Source organism: Pseudomonas sp. GW821-FHT02A08, assembly GCF_059422045.1.
This window is the reverse complement of record NZ_JBWKWD010000018.1, coordinates 91220-108293: the sequence shown is the minus strand read 5'-3', so window position 1 is coordinate 108293 and position 17074 is coordinate 91220. Positions and strand designations below refer to the sequence as shown.

Below are 17074 nucleotides of genomic sequence, written 5' to 3'. Positions count from 1 at the left end.
GCAGGCAGGTTTTACGACTGCTGCGCAGCCGGACGCAGGCTTCGCCAGCTGCTACAGAGAGCGGTGTAAATTTAATAAATTTGCCGATTCCCTAACAAATTCAAGATTGGAGGCAGAAATGGCCGAAGCAAAAGTACTCAGTGGCGCCGGGCTCCGTGGCCAGGTAGCCGGGCAAACTGCACTGTCCACCGTGGGCCAGTCCGGTGCCGGTCTGACATATCGTGGTTACGACGTTCGTGAACTGGCGGCGGACGCACAGTTTGAAGAAGTCGCTTACCTGCTGTTGTACGGCGAGCTGCCGAGCAAGGCGCAACTGGCAGCCTACGTTGCTAAGCTGAGCAAGCTGCGCGACCTGCCGCAAGCGCTCAAAGAAGTGCTGGAACGCATCCCCGCCGACGCCCACCCGATGGACGTGATGCGCACCGGCTGCTCGTTCCTGGGCAACCTGGAGCCGGAGAACAACTTCTCCGAGCAACACGACAAGACCGACCGCCTGCTGGCCGCGTTCCCGGCGATCATGACCTACTGGTATCGCTTCAGCCACGAAGGCAAGCGCATCGATTGCGTGACCGACGAGCAGTCCATCGGTGGCCACTTCCTGCACCTGCTGCACGGCAAGAAGCCGAGCGAGTTGCACGTCAAGGTGATGAACGTTTCGCTGATCCTCTACGCAGAGCACGAGTTCAACGCGTCGACCTTCACCGCGCGTGTTTGCGCATCGACCCTGTCGGACCTGTATTCGTGCATCACCGCGGCCATCGGTTCGCTGCGCGGCCCGCTGCATGGCGGCGCCAACGAAGCGGCGATGGAAATGATCGAGCGCTTCTCGTCGCCGGAAGACGCGATCAAGGGCACCCTCGGCATGCTCGAGCGCAAGGACAAGATCATGGGCTTCGGCCACGCGATCTATAAGGACAACGATCCGCGCAACGAAGTGATCAAGGGCTGGTCGAAAAAACTTGCTGACGAGGTGGGCGACAAGGTGTTGTTCCCGGTGTCCGAAGCCATCGACAAGACCATGTGGGAGCAGAAGAAACTGTTCCCGAACGCCGACTTCTATCATGCCTCGGCGTACCACTTCATGGGCATCCCGACCAAGTTGTTCACACCGATCTTCGTCTGCTCGCGCCTGACCGGCTGGGCCGCCCACGTGTACGAACAACGTGCCAACAACCGCATCATCCGTCCAAGCGCCGAGTACACCGGCGTTGAACAGCGCAAGTTCGTACCAATCGAACAACGCTGAATGGTGGAGGGCTGCCGCGCTGGTTACTGAATGAACCGGGAACCACTGTGGGAGCGGGCTTGCTCGCGAAGACGGACTGACATCCAACATTGATGTTGACTGATACACCGCTTTCGCGAGCAAGCCCGCTCCCACATTTGACCGAGTCCAGATCAGTACCGGTGCCAGGCCCCGCCTTTTGTAACTACCGTGACCGAGTCCTGACGATGAACACTCAATTTCGCAAATCGCTGCCCGGCAGCAAACTGGATTACTTCGACGTCCGTGCGGCAGTCGAGGCCATTCAGCCCGGCGCCTACGACACCCTGCCTTACACCTCTCGCGTGCTGGCGGAAAACCTTGTGCGTCGCTGCGATCCGGCCACGCTCACCGAATCCCTGAAACAATTCATCGAACGCAAGCGCGACCTCGACTTCCCGTGGTTCCCTGCCCGCGTGGTGTGCCACGACATTCTCGGCCAGACCGCGCTGGTCGACCTCGCCGGTCTGCGTGATGCCATCGCCCTGCAAGGCGGTGACCCGGCGCAAGTCAACCCGGTGGTGCCGACCCAACTGATCGTCGACCACTCCCTGGCCGTCGAGCGCGGTGGTTTCGATCCAGAGGCGTTCGAGAAGAACCGCGCCATCGAAGACCGTCGCAACGAAGACCGTTTCCACTTCATCAACTGGACCAAGAAGGCGTTCAAGAACGTCGACGTGATCCCTCCGGGCAACGGCATCATGCACCAGATCAACCTGGAGAAAATGTCTCCGGTGATCCAGGTGCGTGACGGCGTGGCCTTCCCTGATACCTGCGTCGGCACCGACAGCCACACCCCGCACGTCGATGCGTTGGGCGTGATCGCCATCGGTGTCGGTGGTCTCGAAGCCGAAAGCGTGATGCTTGGCCGCGCATCGTGGATGCGTCTGCCGGAAAGCGTTGGCGTCGAACTGACCGGCAAGCTGCAACCGGGCATCACCGCCACCGACATGGTGCTGGCGCTGACCGAATTCCTGCGCAAGCAAAAAGTCGTTGGCGCGTGGCTGGAGTTCTTCGGTGAAGGTGCATCGGCGCTGACCCTCGGCGACCGCGCGACCATCTCCAACATGGCCCCGGAATACGGCGCCACCGCGGCGATGTTCTACATCGACCAGCAGACCATCGACTACCTCAGGCTCACCGGCCGTGAAGACGAGCAGGTGCAGTTGGTGGAGAACTACGCCAGGCAGGTCGGCCTGTGGGCTGACAGCCTCAAAGGCGCACAGTACGAGCGCGGCCTGACCTTTGACCTGTCTTCGGTCGTGCGCAACATGGCTGGCCCAAGCAACCCGCACGCTCGTGTAGCGGTTTCTGATCTGGCGGCCAAAGGCATCTCCGGCCAATGGGATGATGTGCCAGGTCAAATGCCGGATGGCGCGGTGATCATCGCCGCGATCACCAGTTGCACCAACACCAGCAACCCGCGCAACGTGATCGCCGCCGGCCTGCTGGCGCGCAACGCCAACAAGCTCGGCCTGACCCGCAAACCATGGGTCAAGTCGTCCCTGGCACCGGGTTCGAAAACCGTCGCGCTGTACCTCGACGAAGCCGGCCTGACCGATGAGCTGGACAAACTTGGCTTCGGCGTCGTGGCCTTCGCCTGCACCACCTGCAACGGCATGTCCGGCGCACTGGACCCGGTGATCCAGCAAGAGATCATCGACCGCGACCTGTACGCCACTGCCGTGTTGTCCGGTAACCGCAACTTCGACGGCCGGATCCACCCGTACGCCAAGCAGGCGTTCCTCGCTTCGCCGCCATTGGTCGTTGCTTACGCCATCGCCGGTACCATCCGTTTCGACATCGAAAAGGATGTGCTGGGCGTGGTGGATGGCAAGGAAATCCGCCTGAAAGACATCTGGCCGAGCGACGAAGAAATCGACGCAGTGGTCAAGGCGTCGGTCAAGCCGGAGCAGTTCCGTCAGGTCTACATTCCGATGTTCGCCATCCACGAAGACACCGGTCCGAAAGTCGCGCCGCTGTACGAGTGGCGTGAGATGAGCACCTACATCCGCCGTCCGCCGTACTGGGAAGGCGCGTTGGCCGGGGCCCGTCCGCTTAAGGGCATGCGCCCGCTGGCGGTACTGCCGGACAACATCACCACCGATCACCTGTCGCCATCCAACGCCATCATGATGGACAGCGCCGCCGGCGAATACCTGGCGAAAATGGGCCTGCCGGAAGAGGACTTCAACTCTTACGCGACTCACCGTGGTGACCACCTGACCGCGCAGCGCGCGACCTTCGCCAACCCGAAACTGTTCAACGAAATGGTTCAGGAAAACGGCAAGGTCAAGCAGGGTTCGCTGGCTCGCGTCGAGCCGGAAGGCCAAGTGATGCGCATGTGGGAAGCGATTGAAACCTACATGGAGCGCAAGCAACCGCTGATCATCATCGCCGGCGCTGACTACGGTCAGGGATCGTCCCGCGACTGGGCGGCCAAGGGCGTGCGCCTGGCGGGTGTGGAGGCGATTGCCGCCGAAGGTTTCGAACGCATTCACCGCACCAACCTGGTGGGCATGGGCGTGTTGCCGCTGGAGTTCAAACCAGGCACCAACCGCCACACCCTGGCCATCGACGGCAGCGAAACCTATGACGTGATTGGCGACCGCACCCCGCGTGCCGAGCTGACGCTGGTGATCCATCGCAAGAATGGCGAGCGCGTCGATGTGCCGGTGACCTGCCGCCTCGACACCGCCGAAGAAGTGTCGATCTACGAGGCCGGCGGCGTATTGCAACGCTTTGCCCAGGACTTCCTCGAAGAGTCGGCGGTTGCTGTTTAACACACGCTTAACAGACACGGGACCTTGGGTCCCGTGTCTCATTTCAAGGAGTAACGAGCACCATGGCTCATGCACCGCAGATCAAAATTCCCGCTACCTACATGCGCGGCGGCACTAGCAAAGGCGTATTCTTCAGCCTGACGGATTTGCCGGAAGCGGCACAGGTTCCAGGCCCGGCCCGCGATGCCTTGCTGCTGCGCGTGATCGGCAGCCCCGATCCGTACGACAAGCAAATCGACGGCATGGGCGGCGCGACCTCAAGCACCAGCAAAACCGTGATCCTGTCGAAAAGCACCCAGGCCGATCACGACGTCGATTACCTGTTCGGTCAGGTTTCGATCGACAAACCTTTCGTGGACTGGAGCGGCAACTGCGGCAACCTGACCGCGGCAGTCGGTTCGTTTGCCGTCAGCAATGGCCTGGTGGAGGCCAGCCGCATCCCGCACAACGGCGTGGCGGTGGTTCGCGTGTGGCAGTCCAACATCGGCAAGACCATCATCGCCCACGTGCCGATCACCAATGGTGAAGTACAGGAGACCGGCGATTTCGAACTCGACGGCGTGACCTTCCCGGCGGCCGAAGTGCAGATCGAGTTCCTCGACCCGGCAGCGGATGAAGAGGGCGGCGGCGGTTCGATGTTCCCGACCGGCAATCTTGTGGATGACCTGGAAGTACCCGGCGTCGGCACCTTCAAGGCGACCATGATCAATGCCGGCATTCCGACGATTTTCGTCAATGCCGAAGACATCGGCTACAAGGGCACCGAGTTGCAGGGCGCGATCAATGGCGACCCGAAAGCCTTGCTGATGTTCGAAACCATCCGCGCTTACGGCGCATTGCGCATGGGCCTGATCTCGAACGTCGACGAAGCGGCCAAGCGGCAGCACACGCCGAAATTGGCTTTCGTCGCCAAACCGGCGGACTACGTTTCGTCCAGTGGCAAAGCCATTGCGGCGGGCGATGTCGATCTGCTGGTGCGTGCGCTGTCCATGGGCAAGCTGCACCACGCAATGATGGGTACTGCTGCGGTGGCAATCGGTACGGCGGCAGCAATCACCGGCACTTTGGTGAACCTCGCGGCAGGCGGTATCGAACGCAACGCGGTGCGTTTCGGCCATCCGTCCGGTACTTTGCGCGTCGGTGCCGAGGCCAGCCAGGTCAACGGCGAGTGGACCGTGAACAAGGCGATCATGAGCCGCAGTGCGCGGGTGTTGATGGAAGGGTTTGTTCGTGTACCGGGTGATTCTTTCTAAGATCACCCAAAACCCTGTGGGAGCGAGCCTGCTCGCGATGGACCTGAGAGCACCACTGGGTGTCAGGCACCCAGCGTTATCGTTGACGACCATCGCGAGCAAAGCTCGCTCCTGCAAGAGTGAATCGAACATGAGTGCCAACGTCGACCTGAACAACCGCCCCGACTACGACAAGGTCCTGCAGGACATTGCCGATTACGTACTCAACTACAAGGTCGAGTCCGCAGAGGCGCTGGATACCGCGCGCAACTGTCTGATCGATACCTTGGGTTGCGGCCTGCTGGCCCTGCGTTTTCCGGAGTGCACCAAGCATTTGGGGCCCGTGGTGGAAGGCACCGTCGTGCCGTTCGGCGCCCGGGTGCCGGGGACCAGTTACCGACTCGATCCGGTGAAGGCGGCGTGGGACATCGGTTGCATCGTGCGCTGGCTCGACTACAACGACACCTGGCTCGCGGCGGAGTGGGGGCATCCGTCGGACAACCTTGGCGGCATTCTCGCGGTGGCTGACCATTTTTCACAAAAGCGCCTGGCCAATGGCGAGGTACCGCTGATCATGGGTACAGTGCTGGAAGCGATGATCATGGCTCACGAGATTCAAGGCGTGATTGCCCTGGAAAACTCGTTCAACCGCGTTGGCCTCGATCACGTCATTCTGGTGAAAGTCGCCTCCACCGCGGTCACCGCCAAGCTGATGGGGGCCAATCGCGAGCAGTTGTTGTCGGCGTTGTCTCATGCCTTTGCTGACGGTCAGGCATTGCGCACGTATCGGCACGCACCGAATGCCGGTTCGCGCAAATCCTGGGCGGCGGGGGATGCGTCCAGTCGTGGCGTGCGTTTGGCGGACATGGCGATGCGCGGCGAGATGGGCATTCCCGGTGTATTGAGTGCCAGGCAGTGGGGGTTTTACGACGTATTGTTCAGCCACACCAACAATGATCTGGCGCTCAAGCCTGAAGACAAGCGTGTGTTCAGTTTTTCGCGGCCGTACGGCAGTTATGTGATGGAAAACGTGTTGTTCAAAATCAGTTTCCCGGCCGAGTTCCACGCGCAAACGGCCTGTGAGGCGGCGGTGACCCTGCACCCGCAGGTGCGCAATCGCCTGCATGAAATCGACAGGATCGTGATTACTACGCACGAGTCGGCGATTCGCATCATTTCCAAGGTCGGCCCACTGGCCAATGCCGCTGATCGCGATCACTGCATCCAGTACATGACGGCTGTACCGCTGGCTTTCGGCAATCTGGTTGCCGAGTACTACGAAGATGATTTTCACAAGGCACATCCGATTATCGATGTGCTTCGCGACAAGATGGTGATTGTTGAGGAACCGCGCTACACCCGTGAGTATCTGGAGGCAGACAAGCGTTCCATCGCCAATGCGGTGCAGGTGTTCTTCAAGGATGGTTCGAGCACGGAAAATGTCGTCGTGGAATACCCGATTGGACATCGTCGGCGTCGGGCTGAAGGTATTGCGTTGCTGGAGGACAAGTTCAAAGCGAATTTGCTGACACGATTCACCGGACAGCGTAGCGAGGAGATTTTTGCGCTGTGCAAGGATCAACAGAAACTCGAGGCGACACCGGTGAACCGGTTTGTGGATTTGTTTGTTATCTAGGAGATCGAGTTATCGTTCATCGCGAGCAAGCCCGCTCCCACAGGGGATCTGCTGTGAACACAAAATTTGTGTATGACAGAAATCCAATGTGGGAGCGGGCTTGCTCGCGAAAGCGGTAGATCAGGCGCCGGAGAACTACTTGAAGCGCCGCTCGACGCCTTTCTCCACAAGGATTTTCGCGGAGATTTCTTCCACGGAAAAATGCGTGGAGTTGATGTTCGGAATGCTCTCGCGGCGGAACAGGTTTTCCACCTCGCGCACCTCGAACTCGCACTGGGCGTAGCTCGAATAGCGGCTGTTGGGTTTGCGCTCGTTGCGGATCGCGGTAAGGCGGTCCGGGTCGATGGTCAGGCCGAACAGCTTGTGCTGGTGGGCGCGCAGGGCGGAGGGCAGTTGCAGGCGTTCCATGTCGTCTTCGGTCAGCGGGTAGTTGGCTGCGCGGATACCGAATTGCATCGCCATGTACAGGCACGTCGGCGTCTTACCACATCGCGACACGCCCACTAGTATCAGGTCGGCCTTGTCGTAATAGTGCGTGCGGGCGCCGTCGTCGTTGTCGAGGGCGAAGTTAACGGCCTCGATGCGCTCCATGTAATTGGTGTTGGCGCCGATGGAGTGGGACTTGCCCACGGTGTAGGAAGAATGTTCGGTCAGTTCCTGTTCAAGCGGTGCCAGGAACGTCGAGAAAATGTCGATCATGAAACCATTCGAGGTTGCGAGAATCTCACGAATGTCCTGATTGACGATGGTGTCGAAGATAATCGGACGGAAGCCGTCGGTTTCGGCGGCTTTGTTGATTTGTTGTACCATGGCCCGCGCTTTGTCCACGTTGTCGATGTACGGCCGCGTGACTTTGCTGAAGGTAATGTTTTCGAACTGCGCCAGAAGGCTTTGACCCAGGGTTTCGGCGGTAATGCCGGTACCATCGGAGATAAAGAAAGCAGATCGTTTCATTTGCACCTTGGGCCTTAAGCTAGTGACGAATCTTGGATATGATAGGCGCGATTTGCCGGCCACCATTGGCCCGCATTCTCACTTATTTTCCAGGTCCAGGCCATATAGCCGGTAAATGCACACTTAAGCAGCCGGTTTCTGAGCTTTTCCAACACAGTTAGTGGAGAGATCACCTTGGTAGAGTACGTAGTTTCCCTCGATAAGCTCGGCAAACACGATGTTGAGCATGTGGGGGGCAAGAACGCATCCCTGGGCGAGATGATCAGCAACCTTGCAGGTGCCGGTGTATCGGTGCCCGGCGGCTTCGCCACGACCGCTCAGGCTTATCGTGATTTCCTGGAGCTGAGCGGCCTGAATCAGCAGATTCACGATGCGCTCGATGCCCTGGACGTCGATGACGTGAATGCCCTGGCCAAGACCGGTGCCCAGATCCGCCAATGGATCATGGAAGCCGAGTTCCCTGAAAAACTGAATGCCGAAATCCGTACCGCGTTCGCCACGCTGTCCGCCGGCAACCCTGACATGGCCGTGGCCGTGCGTTCTTCGGCCACTGCCGAAGACTTGCCGGACGCATCCTTTGCCGGCCAGCAGGAAACCTTCCTGAACATCCGTGGTGTCGAAAACGTCATTCGCGCCGCCAAAGAGGTGTTCGCCTCGCTGTTCAACGACCGCGCCATCTCCTATCGCGTGCACCAGGGCTTCGATCACAAGCTGGTCGCCCTGTCCGCTGGCGTGCAGCGCATGGTCCGTTCGGAAACCGGCACCGCCGGCGTGATGTTCACCCTCGATACCGAATCGGGCTTCCGTGACGTGGTGTTCATCACCGGCGCCTACGGCCTGGGTGAAACCGTTGTGCAAGGCGCGGTGAACCCGGATGAGTTCTATGTCCACAAGGGCACGCTGGCTGCCGGTCGTCCGGCCATCCTGCGTCGCAACCTGGGCAGCAAGGCCATCAAGATGATCTACGGCGACGAAGCCAAGGCCGGTCGTTCGGTGAAGACTGTCGACGTGGACAAGGCCGAGCGCGCGCGTTTCTGCCTGACCGACGCTGAAGTCAGCGAACTGGCCAAGCAGGCGATGATCATCGAGAAGCACTACAAGTGCCCGATGGACATCGAGTGGGCCAAGGACGGTGACGACGGCAAGCTGTACATCGTGCAGGCCCGTCCGGAAACCGTGAAGAGCCGCACCCAGGCCAACGTCATGGAACGTTACCTGCTGAAAGAGACCGGCACCGTACTGGTGGAAGGCCGTGCCATTGGCCAGCGCATCGGTGCCGGCAAGGTCCGCATCATCAAGGACGTGTCCGAGATGGACAAGGTCCAGCCAGGCGACGTACTGGTTTCCGACATGACCGACCCGGACTGGGAACCGGTCATGAAGCGCGCCAGCGCCATCGTCACCAACCGTGGTGGCCGTACTTGTCACGCGGCGATCATCGCCCGTGAGCTGGGAATTCCTGCGGTAGTCGGTTGCGGCAACGCCACCCAACTGTTGAAAGACGGCCAGGGCGTGACCGTTTCCTGCGCTGAAGGCGACACCGGTTTCATCTTCGAAGGCGAACTGGGCTTCGACATCAAGAAGAACTCCGTAGATGCCATGCCGGAGCTGCCGTTCAAGATCATGATGAACGTCGGCAACCCGGACCGCGCCTTCGACTTCGCGCAGCTGCCGAACGCCGGTGTGGGCCTGGCCCGTCTGGAGTTCATCATCAACCGCATGATCGGCGTGCACCCCAAGGCACTGCTGAACTACGACGGTCTGCCGCTGGACATCAAGGAAAGCGTCGACAAGCGCATCGCCGGTTACAACGACCCGGTCGGCTTCTACGTCGAGAAACTGGTCGAAGGCATCAGCACCCTGGCGGCTGCGTTCTGGCCGAAGAAGGTCATCGTGCGCCTGTCGGACTTCAAGTCCAACGAATACGCCAACCTGATCGGCGGCAAGCTGTACGAGCCGGAAGAAGAGAACCCGATGCTGGGCTTCCGCGGCGCTTCGCGTTACATCAGCGAATCGTTCCGTGACTGCTTCGAACTCGAGTGCCGTGCCCTCAAGCGCGTGCGCAACGAGATGGGCCTGACAAACGTCGAAATCATGGTGCCTTTCGTCCGTACCCTGGGCGAAGCGAGCCAGGTGGTGGATCTGCTGGCGGAAAACGGCCTGGCCCGTGGCCAGAATGGCCTGCGCGTGATCATGATGTGCGAACTGCCGTCCAACGCCATCCTGGCTGAAGAGTTCCTTGAGTTCTTCGACGGTTTCTCCATAGGTTCCAACGACCTGACCCAGCTGACCCTGGGCCTGGATCGTGACTCCGGCATCATCGCCCACCTGTTCGACGAGCGTAATCCGGCGGTCAAGAAGCTGTTGGCCAACGCCATTGCCGCGTGCAACAAGGCCGGCAAATACATCGGCATCTGCGGCCAGGGTCCTTCGGACCACCCGGACCTGGCCAAGTGGCTGATGGAGCAGGGCATTGAAAGCGTTTCGTTGAACCCGGACTCCGTACTGGAAACCTGGTTCTTCCTGGCTGAGGGTCAGGCTTCGGCTTGATCCTGTGTGAACGTACCGCTCACATGCCTTTGTAGGAGCGAGCTTGCTCGCGATGGACGCCAACGATAACGCGTTTATCCTGGATAAACGTGGTGTCCTGAAGTTCTTCGCGAGCAGGGCTCGCTCCTACAGGGAGCGGTCTTTTTGAGATTCAAGCAGGGCGGGCTCCATCTGGATGCCGCCCTTTTTTGTGCAAGAGATTATGCAAAGCAGCAGCAACCTATTTCCTGTCGCCCTGATCAGCGCCGAACGGCGCGGTGATCTGAGCGAAGATGTCTATCGTTTGAAACCCGGTAACAGCCCCGACTTCACCGTCGAACTGGCTGTGACACGCCTTGGCATGGCCGATGAGTCGTCCTCCCGTGGCGTGCCGGTGATCCTGCTGCACGGCAGCTTTTCCAATCGCCGGTTCTGGTTTTCTCCCAAGGGTCTGGGATTGGGGGCTTACCTGGCCCGCCAGGGGTTCGACGTCTGGATTCCGGAAATGCGCGGTCACGGCCTGTCCCAGCGTAACCATGACTACCGCAAGAACCGTGTCGCCGACTACGCACGCTATGACCTGCCGGCCATTGGCGCGTTCGTGCGCGAACAGAGTGGGCAGGTGCCGCACTGGATCGGTCACTCGTTGGGCGGTACTACACTGGCCGCTGCATTGGGTGGCGAGTACATCGGTGAGCCGGTCGTGGCCTCGGCGGCGTTTTTCGGTACGCAAGTCAGTCGTACCTACTGGCCATTGAAGATTCCACCGGTGGAGTGGAGCGGTCGTTTCATTCTCAAGCGTTTTGCCCAATTGTCCGGCTCAAGGCTCAAGCGCGGTCCGGAGGATGAGCCCATCGGCCTGGCCCTGGAAAGCATGCGCTGGTTTGGTTTGTTCGGGCGCTTCGGTGATGCCGACAAGGACTGGTGGGCAGGCCTGGCCGAGGTCAAGTTGCCCGTATTGGCGGTCAGTGCCGCGGGTGATCATCAGGACCCGGCCTGGGCGTGTCGCAAACTGTTCGAGCAGTTCGGTTCCGGGCACAAGCAATTTATCAACCTGGGGCGCGAGCAGGGCTTCGGCGACAATTTCGGTCACGTGGAAATGCTCGTCAGCAAGGCAGCCCAGGCTGAAGTCTGGCCTTTGGTGACTCGCTGGCTGGCCGATCAGCAGACGCCTTTGCCGGGCGCGCAACAGGATTTTGCCGCGGCAATCTGAGCCTGACGCTCTAACAAGGGCATTTCGCTCTGGTCGGCTTGCGGCTAAGATATGACGCATTGAGCTGTTCTGGTCACTTTCAGTGACTGAGCCATCACTGATGTTCGTGCTGTCTTCCTCTTCACAGGAGTTTCTCGATGATCCATTACCTCACGCCTGACCTTTGCGATACCTATCCGGAACTGGTGCAGGTGCTGGAACCGATGTTCAGCAATTTCGGCGGCCGTGATTCCTTCGGCGGCGAAATCGTGACCATCAAGTGCTTCGAAGACAACTCGCGGGTCAAGGAGCAAGTCGAGCTCAAGGGGAATGGCAAAGTGCTGGTGGTAGACGGTGGCGGTTCCCTGCGTCATGCGTTGCTGGGGGACATGCTGGCCGAGAAAGCTGCGAAAAACGGTTGGGAAGGGCTGGTGATCTACGGTTGCATCCGTGACGTCGATATCATCGCGCAGACCGATCTGGGCGTTCAGGCCCTCGCCAGCCACCCGAGGAAATCCGACAGGCGCGGGCTCGGCGATCTCAACGTTGCCGTGACCTTCGCAGGCGTGACTTTCTACCCAGGCCATTACATCTATGCGGACAACAACGGCGTGATCATCTCGCCCAGCCCGCTGAAAATGCCTGAATAAAGCGCGGGTCGACCAAAGGAGTGCGGATGTTCGAGGAAGAAAACGCGCAATGGGGGCTGGTGCATGCCCTGGTGCTGGACGGTAAAGGCGGCGCGCGTTCGATTGCCCGGACTGAACTCGATGACTTGCAGCTGCAGGCCCATGAAAGCCTGTGGCTGCACTGGGATCGCAGTCATCCGCAAACCCGGACCTGGTTACGCAAATCCAGTGGTCTGAGCGAATTCAGCTGTGATCTGTTACTCGAAGAAAACACCCGTCCGCGACTTTTACAGCTTTCCGACAGCGAATTGCTGCTATTTTTGCGCGGGGTCAATCTGAATCCCGGTGCCGAGCCGGAAGACATGGTGTCGGTGCGGATCTTCGGCTCTGCCCAGCGTGTCATTTCCCTGCGTTTGCGTCCGTTGCGTGCCACTGACGAGTTGCTGGTGCAACTGTCCGAGGGCAAGGGGCCGAAAACCGCGTCCGAACTCATCCTTTGCATGGCGCAGTACCTCACCAACAAGGTGCAGGATCTGGTCAGCTGTCTCTCGGAAGTGGTCGATGAAGAAGAAGAAAAGCTGGATGCCGACGAACGGTATACTCCTGAGCACGGATCGGTTTTGCAGATTCGTCGCCGGGCGGCTGCGTTGAAGCGCTTTCTTGCTCCGCAGCGGGACATTTTCGGGCAGTTGACGCGGATCAAGTTGCCCTGGTTCGTCGAGGACGATGGCGACTACTGGAACGAATTGAACAACAGCCTGACCCGCTACCTCGAAGAGCTGGAGCTGACCCGGGAGCGGGTGGGGCTGGTCCTGGAGGCAGAAGACCGTCGCTTGAGCGTGCGCATGAACCGCACGATGTATCGCTTCGGGATCATCACCGGGATCTTTTTGCCGATGAGTTTTCTGGCCGGGCTTTTGGGGATCAACGTCGGTGGAATTCCATTCTCTGCCAGCCCTTACGGCTTTCTGATCGCCTGCCTGATGATGGTCTCGGTGGCGCTGGGGCAGTGGTGGTTGTTCCGACGTTTGCGCTGGGTCTGAGGAAAACCATGTGACCCGACCAAAACTGACCGCGTCTCCCACAGACATCACGAGAGGTGCGTATGCACGATCCGTTTGAACAGTCTTTACGCGACATGCTCAACGCCTCACCGTCCACCCGGGACGACGATGCGTGCCTGGGGCGTGTGCTGAAAACCGCCAACCGCCAGGTCGGCGCCGGTGATTTGTTCAGCCTGCTGGGGCGCTGGTTGCCCGCACTGATGATCGCCCTGAATAACGGATCGGCCCATGTCGCGCCGGTATCCCGTCTTCGTAAACCTGCTGCTCGCACTGCTGATAAGGCTGATTGAATATGGAACTTGATCTCTGGACTCAGAGCCTCGTCACTGCAATGACTGCGTTGTGGACCAAGGTTGCGAACTTCATTCCGAACCTGTTCGGCGCACTGGTCGTGCTGCTGTTGGGTTTTGTCGTGGCCAAGCTGCTCGACACCCTGCTGTCCAAACTGCTCGCCAAATTGGGCCTTGACCGCTTGATGGGGGGCACCGGACTGACCAAATTGCTGTCGCGCGCCGGGTTGCAGGTGCCTATTTCGACCCTGATCGGCAAGATCGTCTATTGGTTCGTTCTGCTGATATTTCTGGTTTCTGCCGCAGAATCTCTTGGTCTTGAGCGAGTTTCAGCTACGCTGGACATGCTTGCGTTGTATTTGCCGAAGGTATTCGGCGCGGCGCTGGTGTTGCTGGTAGGTGTCTTGCTGGCGCAACTGGCCAACGGTCTGGTGCGCGGAGCAGCAGAAGGCGTGGGTCTGGACTATGCTTCAGGGCTTGGTCGGATTGCCCAGGGCCTGGTGATCATCATCAGTATTTCGGTCGCGATCAGCCAGTTGGAGGTCAAGACTGACCTGCTGAACCATGTGATCGTGATTGTGTTGATAACCGTTGGTCTGGCGGTAGCGCTGGCCATGGGGTTGGGAAGCCGGGAAATTGCCGGCCAGATTCTCGCGGGAATCTACGTGCGTGAGCTGTACCAGGTTGGGCAACAAGTGCGTGTTGGCGAGGTCGAAGGCCAGATCGAAGAGATCGGCACGGTTAAAACCACATTGCTGACCGATGAGGGTGAGCTAGTCTCTCTTTCCAATCGGATCCTCCTTGAGCAGCATGTGAGTAGCCGCTAACCCGGCAAACCCTGCTAATGTATGCCGCCGCAAATTGCCTGCTCACGCTGGCTGCGGCGGACATTGACCTGACTGTCGGCCCGACTTGTTTTGAATAAAGCCCAATCGTTATCCATGCGTTACGACCCCCGCGAGCTCTCTGATGAGGAGTTGGTCGCGCGCGCGCATACCGAGCTGTTTCACGTAACACGTGCTTATGAAGAACTGATGCGGCGTTACCAGCGAACATTATTTAACGTGTGTGCGCGTTATCTCGGGAACGATCGCGATGCAGACGATGTCTGTCAGGAGGTCATGTTGAAGGTGCTGTATGGCCTGAAGAACTTCGAAGGTAAATCGAAGTTCAAGACATGGCTATATAGCATCACGTACAACGAGTGCATCACACAGTATCGGAAGGAACGGCGAAAGCGTCGCTTGATGGACGCATTGAGTCTTGACCCCCTCGAGGAAGCGTCCGAAGAAAAGACGCCGAAACCTGAGGAAAAGGGTGGACTTGATCGCTGGTTGGTGTATGTGAACCCGATTGACCGGGAAATTCTGGTGCTACGATTTGTCGCAGAGCTGGAGTTTCAGGAGATCGCAGACATCATGCATATGGGTTTGAGTGCAACAAAAATGCGGTACAAACGCGCTCTAGATAAATTGCGTGAGAAATTTGCAGGCATTGCTGAAACTTAGTTCAGCGCAAATATCTCTTACGTGTAGGCAAGTTCTGTTAGACTTGCCGCCGAGTTGTCCCCCGGTTTGCGGGACTGCTTCACAATCACCAGATGGGGATTTAACGGATGAAACTGAAAAACACCTTGGGCTTGGCCATTGGTACTCTTATTGCCGCTACTTCGTTCGGCGCACTGGCACAAGGCCAAGGCGCAGTTGAAGGCGAGCTCAACTACGGGAAAAAGTACAACGACAGCATTAACAATGTTGAAGACGGCTACACTCCTGGCGCCTCCATCGGTTACTTCTTGACCGACGACGTATCGTTGAACTTCACCTACAACAACGATGACCACACCCGTTCGAACAACAACACCGGCAACCAGAAAATCGAGGGCGACCAGTTCGGTCTGAACGCTCAGTACCACTTCAACAACGCTGGCGACGCTCTGCGTCCTTACGTTCAAGGTGGTGTCAAGCACGGCAGCATGACCAACGTAGCCGCTGACGGCCACACCGGTCGTGACCAGTCGACTTTCCTGACTGCTGGCGCTGGTCTGAAGTACTACTTCCTGGAAAACGTCTACGCTCGTGCTGGCGTAGAAGCTGACTACAAGCTGGACAACGGCCGTTGGGACTACATCCCGTCCGTAGGTCTGGGTGTTAACTTCGGTGGCGGCAACAAGCCTGTTGCTCCTGCTCCAGCTCCAGAAGTTTGCTCCGATAGCGACAACGACGGCGTTTGCGACAACGTTGACAAGTGCCCGGACACCCCGGCCAACGTAACTGTTGACGCTGATGGCTGCCCAGCTGTTGCTGAAGTCGTTCGTGTAGAGCTGGACGTGAAGTTCGACTTCGACAAGGCTGCAGTCAAGCCAAACAGCTACGGCGACATCAAGAACCTGGCTGACTTCATGAAGCAGTACCCATCCACCACCACTACTGTTGAAGGTCACACTGACAACGTCGGTCCTGACGCTTACAACCAGAAACTGTCCGAGCGTCGTGCAAACGCCGTTAAGCAAGTTCTGACCAACCAGTACGGTGTTGAGTCGTCCCGCGTTCAGTCCGTTGGCTACGGCGAATCCCGCCCAGTTGCTGACAACAAAACTGAAGCTGGTCGCGCTGTTAACCGTCGCGTAGAAGCGCAGGTTGAAGCTCAAGCTAAGTAATTAGCTCGCAGCTCTGAAAAGCCCGGCTCAGGCCGGGCTTTTCTTTGCCTGCGATTTGGTGAAACAGGTGAAACTATGCTGACTGATCTGCCGCCATCACAGGCATATCATGTTCCCACTGGGATTGAGTTACACAGGCTGCTACTGCACCGATCACCAGTATGGCTGGGCTTTTCAATTGGAATCTGCAGGCAGCTTCATTCATGTCTGTGAGCGTGCTCCGACATTCCCGTTGATGGGGCAAGGAGGCGTTTTCAATCATGGCCACGGGCGTATCTGTCGCCATCCCGCCGGCCAATAGCTGTTCACGGATTTCACCGAGCTTGGCCACTCCCATGTAAATCACCAACGTCGTTGCGCCTTGGGCCAGTGCCTGCCAATTCAATTGGCTGTCGTCCTGGGTGTGTGCGGTGACCAGCGTGACACCGCGGGCAACACCGCGCAAAGTCAGCGGAATATCGCATTGGGTTGCCCCTGCCAGCCCGGCAGTGATGCCGTTGACCAACTCGGCTTCGACCCCGCGCTCACGCAGCCACTGCGCCTCTTCACCGCCACGACCGAAAATGCACGGATCGCCGCCCTTGAGCCGGGCCACGCATTTACCCTGCCGGGCATAACGAAGCATCAGGCGATGGATGAACGCTTGCGGGGTGGAGCGGCAGCCGCCACGCTTGCCCACCGGGATGATCCGCGCCCCGGGGCAATGCTCGAGTACCGCGACATTGACCAGATCATCGATCAGCACCACATCTGCCTCGCGCAAGGCGCGTACCGCTTTCAACGTGAGCAACTCCGGATCACCCGGGCCCGCACCTACCAGCCAGACTTTTGCACTCATAGTG

The 17074-nt window shown here is 58.9% G+C and carries 14 protein-coding genes; 12 read left to right on the top strand and 2 right to left on the bottom strand.

Features of this window, described 5'->3' with window-relative positions; translation table 11 throughout:
* Nucleotides 1–118 precede the first annotated feature (118 nt).
* From prpC to prpD, 4 genes are all read left to right on the top strand, one after another.
* Nucleotides 119–1246 (top strand): bifunctional 2-methylcitrate synthase/citrate synthase, encoded by a 1128-nt coding sequence (prpC, locus tag AC07W4_RS14870; protein ID WP_495032931.1) that lies wholly within the window; start codon nucleotides 119–121, stop codon nucleotides 1244–1246.
* A 206-nt stretch (nucleotides 1247–1452) separates the two neighbouring features.
* Nucleotides 1453–4047, top strand: a complete 2595-nt coding sequence (acnD, locus tag AC07W4_RS14865; RefSeq protein WP_495032930.1) for a Fe/S-dependent 2-methylisocitrate dehydratase AcnD — start codon at nucleotides 1453–1455, stop codon at nucleotides 4045–4047.
* Between the two features lie 62 nt (nucleotides 4048–4109).
* Complete coding sequence (gene prpF, locus AC07W4_RS14860) at nucleotides 4110–5300, top strand: 2-methylaconitate cis-trans isomerase PrpF (RefSeq protein WP_495032929.1); 1191 nt, start codon at nucleotides 4110–4112, stop codon at nucleotides 5298–5300.
* A 130-nt stretch (nucleotides 5301–5430) separates the two neighbouring features.
* Complete coding sequence (gene prpD, locus AC07W4_RS14855) at nucleotides 5431–6915, top strand: 2-methylcitrate dehydratase (protein ID WP_495032928.1); 1485 nt, start codon at nucleotides 5431–5433, stop codon at nucleotides 6913–6915.
* Nucleotides 6916–7050: 135 nt separating this feature from the next.
* Here the strand turns inward: prpD and ppsR are convergent, their stop codons facing one another.
* Complete coding sequence (gene ppsR, locus AC07W4_RS14850) at nucleotides 7051–7869, bottom strand: posphoenolpyruvate synthetase regulatory kinase/phosphorylase PpsR (protein ID WP_495032927.1); 819 nt, start codon at nucleotides 7867–7869, stop codon at nucleotides 7051–7053.
* Between the two features lie 174 nt (nucleotides 7870–8043).
* Between ppsR and ppsA the strand changes: the two genes are divergently transcribed.
* The 8 genes from ppsA (at nucleotide 8044) to AC07W4_RS14810 (ending at nucleotide 16232) form a co-directional block, all read left to right on the top strand.
* Nucleotides 8044–10419, top strand: coding sequence for a phosphoenolpyruvate synthase (gene ppsA / locus AC07W4_RS14845; protein ID WP_495032926.1), 2376 nt, complete (start codon nucleotides 8044–8046; stop codon nucleotides 10417–10419).
* A gap of 202 nt (nucleotides 10420–10621) precedes the next feature.
* On the top strand, nucleotides 10622–11611 hold the full coding sequence (locus tag AC07W4_RS14840) for an alpha/beta fold hydrolase (RefSeq protein ID WP_032829521.1): 990 nt from the start codon (nucleotides 10622–10624) through the stop codon (nucleotides 11609–11611).
* A gap of 140 nt (nucleotides 11612–11751) precedes the next feature.
* Nucleotides 11752–12240: a ribonuclease E activity regulator RraA gene (gene rraA / locus AC07W4_RS14835; protein WP_495032941.1), complete on the top strand. Its 489-nt coding sequence runs from the start codon at nucleotides 11752–11754 to the stop codon at nucleotides 12238–12240.
* Nucleotides 12241–12266: 26 nt separating this feature from the next.
* The gene (locus tag AC07W4_RS14830; protein WP_008048591.1) at nucleotides 12267–13262 is read left to right on the top strand and encodes a zinc transporter ZntB; all 996 of its coding nucleotides are present in this window, start codon (nucleotides 12267–12269) and stop codon (nucleotides 13260–13262) included.
* A 62-nt stretch (nucleotides 13263–13324) separates the two neighbouring features.
* Complete coding sequence (locus AC07W4_RS14825) at nucleotides 13325–13573, top strand: hypothetical protein (protein ID WP_008048593.1); 249 nt, start codon at nucleotides 13325–13327, stop codon at nucleotides 13571–13573.
* A 2-nt stretch (nucleotides 13574–13575) separates the two neighbouring features.
* Nucleotides 13576–14400 (top strand): mechanosensitive ion channel family protein, encoded by an 825-nt coding sequence (locus AC07W4_RS14820; protein ID WP_008048604.1) that lies wholly within the window; start codon nucleotides 13576–13578, stop codon nucleotides 14398–14400.
* A gap of 90 nt (nucleotides 14401–14490) precedes the next feature.
* Nucleotides 14491–15081, top strand: coding sequence for an RNA polymerase sigma factor SigX (gene sigX / locus AC07W4_RS14815; RefSeq protein ID WP_081498059.1), 591 nt, complete (start codon nucleotides 14491–14493; stop codon nucleotides 15079–15081).
* 107 nt (nucleotides 15082–15188) lie between these two features.
* Nucleotides 15189–16232 carry an OmpA family protein gene (locus AC07W4_RS14810; protein WP_008048607.1) on the top strand — a complete coding sequence of 348 codons (1044 nt, stop codon included), beginning with the start codon at nucleotides 15189–15191 and terminating at the stop codon, nucleotides 16230–16232.
* 73 nt (nucleotides 16233–16305) lie between these two features.
* Here AC07W4_RS14810 and cobA read toward each other — a convergent pair whose 3' ends face one another.
* Nucleotides 16306–17070 carry a uroporphyrinogen-III C-methyltransferase gene (gene cobA, locus AC07W4_RS14805; protein ID WP_495032925.1) on the bottom strand — a complete coding sequence of 255 codons (765 nt, stop codon included), beginning with the start codon at nucleotides 17068–17070 and terminating at the stop codon, nucleotides 16306–16308.
* Nucleotides 17071–17074: the final 4 nt, after the last annotated feature.

Coding starts and splice junctions, on each gene's coding strand:
- prpD (WP_495032928.1), top strand. CDS start 5,431: ATGAGTGCCAACGTCGACCTGAACAACCGCCCCGACTACGACAAGGTC.
- prpF (WP_495032929.1), top strand. CDS start 4,110: ATGGCTCATGCACCGCAGATCAAAATTCCCGCTACCTACATGCGCGGC.
- AC07W4_RS14810 (WP_008048607.1), top strand. CDS start 15,189: ATGAAACTGAAAAACACCTTGGGCTTGGCCATTGGTACTCTTATTGCC.
- AC07W4_RS14830 (WP_008048591.1), top strand. CDS start 12,267: ATGTTCGAGGAAGAAAACGCGCAATGGGGGCTGGTGCATGCCCTGGTG.
- AC07W4_RS14840 (WP_032829521.1), top strand. CDS start 10,622: ATGCAAAGCAGCAGCAACCTATTTCCTGTCGCCCTGATCAGCGCCGAA.
- acnD (WP_495032930.1), top strand. CDS start 1,453: ATGAACACTCAATTTCGCAAATCGCTGCCCGGCAGCAAACTGGATTAC.
- prpC (WP_495032931.1), top strand. CDS start 119: ATGGCCGAAGCAAAAGTACTCAGTGGCGCCGGGCTCCGTGGCCAGGTA.
- cobA (WP_495032925.1), bottom strand. CDS start 17,070: ATGAGTGCAAAAGTCTGGCTGGTAGGTGCGGGCCCGGGTGATCCGGAG.
- AC07W4_RS14820 (WP_008048604.1), top strand. CDS start 13,576: ATGGAACTTGATCTCTGGACTCAGAGCCTCGTCACTGCAATGACTGCG.
- ppsR (WP_495032927.1), bottom strand. CDS start 7,869: ATGAAACGATCTGCTTTCTTTATCTCCGATGGTACCGGCATTACCGCC.
- AC07W4_RS14825 (WP_008048593.1), top strand. CDS start 13,325: ATGCACGATCCGTTTGAACAGTCTTTACGCGACATGCTCAACGCCTCA.